Here is a 10,886-nt window from a genome sequence, read left to right on the forward strand (position 1 = left end):
CACCTTCTTCGAGGAGGAGGGGGGCATGTGCCTCATGGTAACATGCGGATCCGAGGGGCTCATGGGCACATCGGAAGGCGGAGAGGCGGGGCGGAATGGCGGACAGACCTCCACGGATGCTGGCGGGCAGTCTCATTACTGGACACGCCGCCGGGTGTTGCTCTGGGGTCTGGGTCTGGTGCCCCTCACGGCGGGGGTGGGGTGGTCGGCCTTCGAGTGGTTCGACGAGCGCAAGAAGGATGCGGAAGGAGCCGCGCGGCTGACCCAGAAAGCCGCCGAGCATGCCTTTGACGGCACTCTGGGCGAGCTCCCCTTGCTTGGCCGAGTGCTGAAAGCCGCCAGGACTCATGCGCCCGCCCAACTGTTGGCGGCATGCTGGTTCATGCAGGTGGGCAGGTGGGACCTTGCTCTCCCATACCTCGATGGCGCCGCGATCAGGCAGTCACCGGAGGCACTCCTGTTGCGCCACCTCGCCGAGCGCCAGCCGGGTGTGTCCCAATGGCGTCATGCCTTTTTCGGTGCCTGGCAGTCGCTCGGAAGGCCTGACTTCCGTCAGAGCACCCTGCTCCCCAGTCCCTTTCAGTGGAATCACCTGATGGCCGACACCTGGTCACCCTGGGATGCAACCCACGAGTCCCGGCGCTTGCCCCTGGTGGTGTTGAATCCAGACCTGGCTCGGTTACACCTGGAAGAGGTGCGTGGGCTGGTCCTCTCTTCTGACTCCCTTCCCATTCTCGTGGCACTTCGCGAGCACCTCTACGCCTACGAGGAACGAGATCCACCGCGTCCGGGCTTGTTGCCAGCCGTGGATGAGCGGATCGGGCAGCTCGCCGGAGCCTCTCCCCGCACCCTCCAGCTCGCCTTGATTCCTTTCCTGACCGGCAGTTCGTTCTCTCAGCCCTTCACCCGAGGGGAGCTGGAAACGCTCGAGAATCTGGTCACCTTGGCCGAGTGGAAGCAGCCCTCCAGCGAGCAATTCTTCGTGGAGATGCGTGGGTATTACGAGGCGTTGCGCCCACCGGGTCATCATGCGTGGTCGGCGGCCACCCTGGCTCAGGGGGTCTCCCTGGGCGCGTGGCTCTACCACCGGGCTCGGGCCAGCAAGGCGCACCTGAACGACGAGGATCGGCGATGGCTGGGACGTCTGCTATGGGTCGCCGGAGCGCGCTTGCGAGAGCAGCACTCGTGCCTGGAAGTGGAACAGGGGCTTCGGTTGCAGATGCTCGGCAGTGAATGGATGGAGCACCCACCGTCGCGCGACGACTGCATCACGGTGTGGGTGGACGTCGGGCGATGGCAGGCGTCCTTGCTGCAAGCGGCCTACTATCGTTGGCCCCTGGCTTCCTTGCAGGAGGAGTCCTGCGCGCCCAGGGCCCGGGACGAGCTGACCTGGATGCGAGCCTTCGCGGGCAAAATCCCCCTGCCTTGAGCTTGCTTTGGGGTGCGCGGATCCGCTCCAACTCCAGAATTACAATACCTCGAGATGCCGGCCAACGATTGCCCGGCCGGGTGTGATCGTGTTCACACCTCTGACGTGAAGAGAAACACAGCCGGGGATGGCAGCGTGTGGCACCTTGGTGCGTGTCAGGGGTTGGTCCCTGATGTTGGACGCGAACGAAGCCGAGCACTGGGGGAGCCATGTTTCATCTCGATCGTCATTTTTCGTTGGGGGGGGCGCTGTTCACGCTCGATGGGATTCTGGAGGCCTTTGGTGGAAGCCCCGCGGCGTCGGGCTTGCTCAAACGGTCCACGTCCTTGCCCGAGGCGCTCGACGGACAGGCGATGGTCGTCTACTCGCCGCGGCGGCGCGTGGACGAATCGCTCCTGCGCCCGCTGGGGGACCCGGAGGACATGGGGGGCGAGGTCCTCGAAGGCGATCCCGTCCTCTCCGCCCGGATCGACTTCAGCGAGCAGGGCATGATGGCTGGCATCTTCAAGGCGACCACCGGGAAGGTGAGGATCCACTTCCCCTTCACCGAACACGCCACGATCCTCGATGGGGAAGTCACCCTCACCGATGAGACGAAGCAGACCCGCACCTTGAAGAAGGGTGACAGCTACTTCATCCGCCAGGGGCAGACCGTTGTCTGGGATGTCAAGGGCAAGCACGTCATCAAGAGCTTCTTCAACATCACCCGGTGACTCGCTTGGAAGGAACAGGGGGACGAGGACAGGCCGCGCGCGGGGTGGGGACGGGTGAAGCCGAGGCCAATCTGGTCCCCCTCACAGCTTGCGCGTGGGTGTGGACCGCTTACTTCGAGGCGTCCGGATCCGCTCGAATTCAACCGCGGCCTTCTTTAGAGAGGGCATCACATGGGAGGGCAGCGGCCGCCTTTTCTCGAGGAGTTGAGCGAACCGTTCGGCCGCAGGCTTGTACTCCGGACGCCTGCGCCCATGCTCGCGCTTGTAGTCCGTCTCTTCGTCCGCCTTCCCATGAGTCAGGAAATGAATCCAGGTTTCGAGCTGGCGCTTCGGAACCCAGAGCGCAATCCTCTCTCCTTTCTTTCGTGGCTCCTGGTCCGCGTCGCGAAGGCGCTTGTCGAGCGCCTGCTCCCTTCCTCCCTCCGGCTCCGTATCCGCGTCAACGAGCACGAGCAGGGCGCGCGCATCCACATCTCACCAGGCACCCGCGGGAAAAGTTGTAGTCCTTCAACCCCTCGCAAAGCACCACCACCTGTACGCGCCGGATGCTCATTCGAGCCAACCTCGCGCGAGAAGCTCAGGAACGGGAAGCCCAGCGCCATCACCCGGCACGCCTTGAACTTGAACGGAGGCACTTGACGGAAGACCCAGATACGGGAAATCCGGTCCGTCAACCAGTCCAGGCGCTTCGAACGAACTTGAAGTGGCAGGTTCGAAAGCGGCGAGAGCTTGGTTCCCGCCGGAAAACGGTGTGCCGGGGATTTGTCATGTGCATGGAGCGAGACCTCTTCCCGAGAGAAGGAGTAGAGCGGTTGCTGCTCGTACAGAATCTCCTCGCGTTCGAGCTGACCGCTTTGCGCGCCCTTCCCATGGCGGATGACGAGGCGATACGTGTAGTCCCCATCAGGTCCACGGAAACCGAGCTCGAATCGTTGCCTGCTCTGGCGCCCCCAGCGCATCCGTGTTGCGTCGGGAAAAAGTTCCGAGGCGCTTCCCCCGGTGATGACGAGTTGGCGGATGTTCCAGAGTGCATCGAATACAGTGCTCTTCCCTGCTCCGTTCGGGCCAACAAGCAGGGCAAGCGAGCCCGGCTCGATGACGGCCTGCTCGAAGCAGCGGTAGTTTTCCATGAGAAGGCGTGTGAGCATTTGTAGCCTGGAGCTTCTCAGGACACGTGCTCGCGCGGACACGCTCGTGGTCGCGCTGTGCTGGAGGGCCGTTATGTCTCCCTCTACCGGACACCCGGCACGACACCATGCCGACACCTGGTGCTCGGCGCGCTCGACATGGCGCTCCAGAGCCGCCAGCCGCTCGGGCCCTCCTCCTCCGGCCCCTTCTTTTCCCCGCTTGAGGGAGGTCCCTTCCTGGGAAGTCACCTTCCGGGTTGAACTTCCCGGGTAGTGCATTATCCTGTACGGGGCAGCCCCGACACGGACGAGGCCCATCACGGACTCCCCATCGGTCCTGGAGGACATCTGTCCCAATTCAGTGGAGACGTCATGCACAGCTCGCGGGAGACAGGCCTTGCGCGCGCCGAGTTCGCGCCGCTCGAGCCGCAAGCATTGACTCCGCTCCTCACCCGGCCGAGGGACTCCGTGGCCGCCGTGGCCCACACCCTGCGGGCCCATGCGCTCGCGTCCGCCGAGCAGTTCGAGGAGCTGCTCGCCTTCTCCTCCCTCCACGGGGTGGAGCCCCATGTCTACCAACTCGAGACGGTCCGGCGAGTGCTGCGCCAACACCGGGGCCGGGTCCTGCTCGCCGACGAGGTAGGTCTGGGCAAGACGGTGGAGGCACTCATGGTGCTGCGCGAGTACCAGTTGCGCGGCATGGTGCGCCGGGTGCTGGTGCTGGTGCCGCCCCCGCTCGTCCTCCAATGGAAGGGCGAGCTGGCCGTCAAGGCCGGTCTCGAGGCACAGGCCACCTCGGACCTCTCCCCCGGTACGCCGCCCGAGTCCTTCTGGCGGAGCGAGGGGGTGCTCATCGCCTCGCTGGCCCTGGCCCGGAGCGCCCGGCACGCGCCGCTCGTCCAGGCACAGCCCTGGGACCTGGTCATCGTCGACGAGGCCCACCACGTGAAGAACCGGCGCACGCTGGCCTGGAAGCTGGTGGACGGGCTCAAGAGCCGCTTCCTCCTGTTGCTCACGGCGACTCCGGTGGAGAACGACCTGGAGGAGATCTACAACCTCGTCACCCTGCTGCGGCCCGGGCAGCTCGCCACGCCCGCCGACTTCCGGCGCCAGTACGTGGACTCGAAGGAGCCCACCTCTCCACGCAACCGGGAGAAGCTGCGGCGCCTGCTGTCCGAGGTGCTCATCCGCAACACCCGGGCCCGCTGCGGGCTGAAACTGCCGCCGCGCTACGTGACGACGGTGGCGGTGGAGCCGCTGGAGGGCGAGCGCGCCCTCTACACCGAGGTGCGGGGCTTCCTCCAGCGCCACGCGGGCGAGGCTCGGGCCCGTCTCTCCGCCTCGACGTTGCTGCTGGAGGCGGGTTCCAGCCCCGCCGCGGTCCGCGGCACCCTGCGCCGCCAGAGCGAGCGCCACCTCACCGGACAGGACGGGCGCTCGCCCACTGTCGCTCGCGAACTCGAGCGGCTGGGGCGCCAGGCCGAGGCGGTGCGCGAGTCGGCCAAGGCCCGGGCCCTGGTGGACATCCTCCGCGCTCACCGCGAGCAGGTGCTCGTCTTCAGCCGCTACCGCGAGACACTCGGCTATGTGGAGCAGGTGCTGGAGGAGGCGGGAGTGCCCCGCGAGGTGGTGCATGGGGGGATGAGCCAGACGCAGAAACACGAGGCCCTCACGCGCTTCCGCGCCGGTGCGCCCGTGCTGCTGGCCACTGACGTGGGCAGCGAGGGGCACAACCTCCAGTCCTGTCACGTGCTGGTGAACTTCGATCTGCCGTGGAACCCCATGGTGATTGAACAGCGCATCGGCCGGCTGCACCGCTTCGGACAGACGGAAGAGGTGCGCGTCTACAACCTCTGCGCGAAGGGGACGGCGGAGGACCGGGTGCTGGACGTGCTGGACCGGCGCATCCATCTCTTCGAGCTGGTGGTGGGAGAGATGGACATGGTGCTGGGCAACCTCGCCGACGAGCGCGACCTGGAGGAGCGCATCCTCTCCATCTATGCCGAGTCCCGGGGGGAGGAGGAGGTGATGAGGGCCTTCGATGACATCGCGGAGGAACTGGCGCGGGCGCGCGGGCAGTACGAGCGGACGCGGGCGCTCGACACGGCGCTCTTCGGAAAGGACTTCGAGGCATGAGGGTGCAGGAGGCACGGGGGGTGCCGGATCCCCTCTCATTCACGGCACGGTCGCTCGCGCGACGAGGGGCGCTGCTGGAGGCGGAGGAAGGGGGGGAGGTGCTGGCGCTGCTGCCGCCAGAACTCTCCCGGGAGATGGGCCTGGCCGAGGAGGTGCGGCTGTCGGCGGTGGGAGGCGGGGACGTGGTGGCGTGCGGTCTGGGGACGCCTCTGCTGGAGGCGGTGGTGGGGGCGGCGCGGCGAGAGGTGCCGGTCACGGCGGCGCGGATGAAGCGGGAGCCGTCGCCCAAGGCGGGGCACGCGCGCAGCCTGGCCGAGCGTTACGTCATCCGCAACGGCGTGGCCGAGGTGCTCGAGGTGGCGGGGGGTGAGGCGACGTATCTGGTGGCGTGGCTTGCGTACGTGGCCGAGGCGGACGAGCGGCACGAGGGGGTGGTGGCGTTGGGGGTGCACGCCCAGGCGGGGGCGGTGCCAGAGGAGGGATTTATCGCCGCGTGTGGCGTGGGCGCGGAAGGAGCGCTGGCGCCGTGGCCGGAGCCAGCGGTGGTACCCGGCGCGGAGCAGTGGCTGGCGCGCTACGCGCCAGAGGTGGAGGAGCGGGCGCTGCGAGGTGTGCGGGAGGCGACGGCCCGGAGGCACGCGAGGGATTACGAGCGCATGGCCGCGTATTACGCGGCCATGGTGGCGGAGGCGCGGGCGCCCCGGCGGAGGGTGGACGCCGCCGCGATGGAGGCCAAGGTGCAACACCTGTTGGCGGAGCGGGACTGCAAGCTGGGGGATCTGGCGGACCGCTTCACCTTGCGCGTGCACACCCGGCTGGCGGCGGCGCTGTGGGTGGCCGCGCCGGTGGCTCGCGTGAGGATGCGCGTGCGGCGGCGTAAGGGCTCGCGCGAGCTGGAACTGCGGCTGCCCGCTGGAGCCCAGGTCTTCGACCGGCTGCCCTGCGAGGGCTGTCTGGGTACCACCGAGCGGCCCGCCCTTTGTGACGAGCGGCTCCACGTGCTGTGCGAGACGTGCGTTCCCCTGGCCTCCGGCCGCCCCCACTGTCCCGCCTGCGGCACGTGAAGGCGCTGTGCTCTGGTCGCCGCGCCGTGGACCGCGACGTATCAGAAGAGTGTCTGAGCAGAGAGCCAGACAACTGGTCGGGGTGAGGTGACTCGCTTGGAAGGAACAGGGGGACGAGGACACCGCGTGCGGCGGGGCGGGTGAAGCCGAGGCGAACCCGGTGGTCAGACCCGGAAGAGGGCGGTAAGAGGCCTCGGGCGGGGAGCCGTCACGCCCCATCCAGAGGGAGGCCTCCTTGTCGTCCCATCTCTTCATGCCCCTCCGCGGCGCCGGCCTGGTGCTGGGTGCCCTTCTCCTGGCCTTCGACGCCCAGGCCCAGGCTCCGACACCAGCCCAGGAGGTGAATCCCTTCATCGGCACGACGAACGGAGGCAACGTCTTTCCGGGACCTGTCGCGCCGTTCGGCATGGTGTCCTTCAGCCCCGACCAGAGTCCCCTGCCCGGCAGACGCGCGCCCATCGCCGCGCCCGGCGGGTACGAGTGGCGCTCCAATGGTATCCGGGGCTTCAGCCTCACCCACCTGTCGGGCAGTGGTTGCGCCGGAGCAGGGGGCGACATCCCCCTCATGCCCATCACCACCCCGGTGCGCATCTCTCCGTCCTCGCCAGACGCCTACTTCGCCTATTCCAGCCTGATGAGCCATGCGAAGGAGAGCGCCTCGCCCGGCGCCTATCGCGTGGTGATGGAGAACGGTGTGACCGTCGAACTGGCGGCGACGCCGAGGACGGCGGTGGGCCGATTCTCCTTCCCGGCCGACAAGCCCGCGAACGTCCTGTTCCGCACCTCCGACTCGCAGACCGGCAGCACCGCCGCCGTCACCCGCATCGCGCCGGACAGACGAACGGTCTCCGGCTCGGTGACCAGCGGCAACTTCTGCGGCTACCTCGCCACCGACCGGCGTGAGAGCTACTACACGCTTCATTTCGTGGCGGTGTTCGACCAGCCCTTCACGACGGGCGGCACGTGGCGCGATGGCGTGGTGATGCCCGGCTCGGCCTCGACGGAGGGAGGAACCACCTATGGTGAGCAGGGCTTCCCTCCGGCTGGCAAGGGCTCCGGCGGATGGATCTCCTTCGATCCGAAGACCTCTCCCGTCGTCAACGTGCGCATTGGCGTGTCCTATGTCGACGAGGCGGGCGCCCTGGCCAATCTGGAGGCCGAGAGCCCGGCCTCGGCGACGCTGGAGGGGACGCAAGGCGCCACGCGTGACGCCTGGAACCAACTGCTGGGGAAGATCCGCATCGAGGGCGGAAGCCGCGACGACCGCACGGTGTTCTACACGGCGCTCTACCATTCCCTGATTCATCCCAGCCTGCACAGCGACGTGGATGGCCGCTACCTCGGCATGGACGGGAGGATCCACGAGGTCTCGGGCGCCCAGAAGGCGCAATACGCCAACTTCTCCGGCTGGGACGTCTATCGCTCGCAGGTGCAGCTCGTCACGCTGTTGGAGCCCAAGGTCGGCTCCGACCTCGCCCAGTCCCTGCTCAACCAGGCTCAGCAGAACGGCGGCGTCTGGGATCGCTGGACGCACGTCACGGGGGCGACGGGGGTGATGAACGGAGATCCCTCGCCGCCCACCGTGGCCGCCATCCACGCCTTCGGCGGACGCGACTTCGACTTGAAGGGCGCCTACGCCTCGCTCCTCAAGGCCGCGACGGTTCCGACGCCCAAGGACCTCGGCCGGGTCGGCTGTCCGGTCCTCTGCCAGGGCCAGCGGCCGGGGCTCGATCAATGGCTGTCGCTCCACTACATGCCCGTCGGCTCGCCCGGCTGGGGCAGCGCGTCCGACACGCTGGAGCTGGCGGCGGCCGATTTCGCCATGGCACAGCTGGCGCGCCTGGCTGGCGACAAGACGAACGTCCGGCGCTTCACCGAAAGGTCGGGATGGTGGCGCAACCTGTACAACCCCGCAGCCACGAGCGCGGGCGGCTACCTCCAGCCGCGCAAGGCCGATGGAAGCTGGCCCACCTTCGACCCGGCCTCCGATGACGAGTTCGTCGAGGGCTCGGGGGCTCAGTACCTGTGGATGGTCCCGTTCGATCCCGCCGGTTTGTTCGAGCTGATGGGCGGACGCGACAAGGCGCGAGCCCGTCTGGACGGGTTCTTCCAGGACGGGAAGGGGGAGTGGGTGGTCACCAAGGCCGGCCCGCTGCACGCCGAATTGGACAACGAGCCGTCCATCGCGGCTCCCTGGCTCTATCTGTTCGCTGGCGAGCCATGGAAGACGCAGGCCGTCGTGCGCGCCGCCATGCGGAAGATCTGGATCCACGCACCCGAAGGCATCTCCGGAAACGACGACCTGGGGCAGATGTCGTCCTGGTACGTGTGGTCGGCCCTGGGGCTGTACCCGGTCTACCCGGGGCGCGCCGAGCTGGTCGTCGGCAGTCCGCTGTTCACGTCGGCGCGCATCACCCGCCAGGGCGCGACCCTCACCATCAAGGCAACCGGCGCCGCACCCGATGCGCCCTATGTGCGGAGCCTCAAGGTCAATGGAAAGCCCTCCCAGCGCGCATGGCTGCCGGCGGACTTCATTGCTCGCGACGGCGTCCTGGAGTTCGAACTCTCATCAACGCCCGACCGCGGATGGGGCGCCGCTCCCGCGGATGCTCCGCCGTCCTTCGGCCCACGCTCCACCCGGTAGCCCCATGCCCAAGGCCATCCTCGAAGTCTGCTCGTTCAACATCCAGTCGTGCCTCATCTCGGAGAAGGCCGGTGCCTGGCGCGTCGAGCTTTGCGACAACCCGACGGAAGGGGGAACCACTCCGAGCCACGGTGCCATCAAGCGGACCCGGGAGAAGCTCTCCATCAAGTTGTACCCCCTCGTGAGACCCCGGGCGGGCAACTACTATTACGATGAGGACGAGATCGCCATCATCGAGCAGGACATCCGCGTCTGCCGTGAGCTCGGTTGCGATGGAATCTCCATTGGCGCGCAGTTGCTCGATGGACGGCTCGACAAGGACTTGATGAAGCGGTTCGTCGAACTGGCGGGGCCGATGGGCGTCACCTGCAACCGCGCCTTCGATGCGACGCCGGACATGTTCCAGGCCCTGGAGGATCTCATCGAAGTGGGTTGCGAGCGTGTGCTCACGTCGGGTCAGGCCAGTGGCGCGCCCGAAGCGGGAAGGGTCCTGGGGGAGTTGGTGAAGGCCGCGGGCGAGCGCATCATCATCATGCCGGGGGCGGGAATCCGCTCCTCCAACATTGGAAGGCTGATGGAGGAGTCCGGTGCACGGGAATACCACGGCTCTGTGCGCAGACCCACGGCCAACCCCATGACGCATGGCAACCCCAGGGTGTTGGACTTCGGGAACGTCTATCTGCCGGATGAACAGGAGTTGGCGAGCATCCTGGAGCAGATGAGGTAGCTTTGCGGTAGGCACGACACTTGGCAGGTTGCTCTCCGGGCAAGGCGCTGGGGAGGCCCTTGGCAAATAGGCCCCAAGTACTTGGTCCGCTCCAGCGGAGTGCTGTATGTCCGTATCCTACAGCGCCCATGGGCAAGGCAGTCCACTGCTTCGCACCTTGCGTACGTCAACCCTTGATGTTACATCAAGTGCAAGGTGCTGACAGGAGGGCGGGGGTGAATCGGCTGAACCGGAACGAAGCGATGAAGCTGGTTCAGCGCTGCTTGAAGGAAGGACAGGTGTCCTTCTCACGCCACGCTCTTGAGGAGTTGGACGCAGACGACATGACCACGCAGGACGCGATCAACGTCCTTCGTGGCGGTCGCATTGAGACGGAGGCCGAGTGGGAGCGAGGTAGTTGGCGCTATCGCGTGTCCACTCCGCGATACGTCGTGGTGGTGGCGTTTCGACCCGAGCTGGACATGGTGGTCGTGACCGCTTGGCGGAGGTAGGTGCCCCCATCCATAGGAAAGGACGAAAGGCAATGGAGTGCCTGAACTGCGGCGGGAAGATGGAGACGCGCCGGGAGAACCACCGATACACCGAGTCTGGCCTGGATAACGTGACGCTGGTGGGGGTGGAAGTTCGCCGCTGCGCGACCTGCGGAGAATGGGAGCTGGTGTTGCCGCGCGTGGAGGCACTGCACCGCAGTTTGGCGCTGACGTTGGTGAGGAAGCGGGCCCGGTTGACCGCCAAGGAGGTCCGTTTTCTGCGAAAGTATCTGGGGTTCTCTGGAGAAGATTTCGCGCGCCGGATGCGCGTGGCGCCGGAGACCGTGTCGAGGTGGGAGACGGGCAAGCAGGACATGGGCTGGACCGCAGAGATGGTTCTGCGTCTCATGGTGGTGCATGAGGAGCGGATGACCGACTACCACCTGGCGGAACTGGAAGAGGTGGATGTGGAGAAGCGCCAGTCTGAGTTGATGGCATTTCAGTCGGTCCAAACGCATTGGGAGCCGGCCGATTTGGGCGCGCAGGTTTGAATCAGTAGCACGGCACCGCGGACCG

9 protein-coding genes are annotated in these 10,886 nt (G+C 66.8%); 8 read left to right on the forward strand and 1 reads right to left on the reverse strand.

Annotated features, from left to right (window positions below):
• Positions 1-61: 61 nt before the first annotated feature.
• Both CYFUS_RS01890 and CYFUS_RS01895 read left to right on the forward strand, forming a co-directional pair.
• Positions 62-1,429 carry a hypothetical protein gene (locus CYFUS_RS01890; protein ID WP_157758180.1) on the forward strand — a complete coding sequence of 456 codons (1,368 nt, stop codon included), beginning with the start codon at positions 62-64 and terminating at the stop codon, positions 1,427-1,429.
• A 209-nt stretch (positions 1,430-1,638) separates the two neighbouring features.
• Entirely contained in the window at positions 1,639-2,142 is a 504-nt protein-coding gene (locus CYFUS_RS01895) for a cupin domain-containing protein (RefSeq protein ID WP_198316431.1), read from the forward strand.
• 296 nt (positions 2,143-2,438) lie between these two features.
• Here the strand turns inward: CYFUS_RS01895 and CYFUS_RS01900 are convergent, their stop codons facing one another.
• Positions 2,439-3,272, reverse strand: coding sequence for an AAA family ATPase (locus CYFUS_RS01900; RefSeq protein ID WP_157758181.1), 834 nt, complete (start codon positions 3,270-3,272; stop codon positions 2,439-2,441).
• 369 nt (positions 3,273-3,641) lie between these two features.
• Between CYFUS_RS01900 and CYFUS_RS01905 the strand changes: the two genes are divergently transcribed.
• From CYFUS_RS01905 to CYFUS_RS01930, 6 genes are all read left to right on the forward strand, one after another.
• Entirely contained in the window at positions 3,642-5,405 is a 1,764-nt protein-coding gene (locus CYFUS_RS01905; RefSeq protein ID WP_095983657.1) for a DEAD/DEAH box helicase, read from the forward strand.
• 467 nt (positions 5,406-5,872) lie between these two features.
• Positions 5,873-6,469 carry a hypothetical protein gene (locus CYFUS_RS50245; RefSeq protein WP_157758182.1) on the forward strand — a complete coding sequence of 199 codons (597 nt, stop codon included), beginning with the start codon at positions 5,873-5,875 and terminating at the stop codon, positions 6,467-6,469.
• A gap of 235 nt (positions 6,470-6,704) precedes the next feature.
• On the forward strand, positions 6,705-9,113 hold the full coding sequence (locus CYFUS_RS01915) for a GH92 family glycosyl hydrolase (protein ID WP_095983659.1): 2,409 nt from the start codon (positions 6,705-6,707) through the stop codon (positions 9,111-9,113).
• A 4-nt stretch (positions 9,114-9,117) separates the two neighbouring features.
• Positions 9,118-9,840 carry a copper homeostasis protein CutC gene (locus CYFUS_RS01920; protein WP_095983660.1) on the forward strand — a complete coding sequence of 241 codons (723 nt, stop codon included), beginning with the start codon at positions 9,118-9,120 and terminating at the stop codon, positions 9,838-9,840.
• Positions 9,841-10,055: 215 nt separating this feature from the next.
• Entirely contained in the window at positions 10,056-10,331 is a 276-nt protein-coding gene (locus tag CYFUS_RS01925) for a DUF4258 domain-containing protein (protein WP_157758183.1), read from the forward strand.
• Positions 10,332-10,363: 32 nt separating this feature from the next.
• On the forward strand, positions 10,364-10,861 hold the full coding sequence (locus CYFUS_RS01930) for a type II TA system antitoxin MqsA family protein (protein ID WP_095983662.1): 498 nt from the start codon (positions 10,364-10,366) through the stop codon (positions 10,859-10,861).
• Positions 10,862-10,886 lie beyond the last annotated feature (25 nt).

It is taken from the genome of Cystobacter fuscus (assembly GCF_002305875.1).
Classification (GTDB): Bacteria; Myxococcota; Myxococcia; order Myxococcales; family Myxococcaceae; genus Cystobacter; species Cystobacter fuscus_A.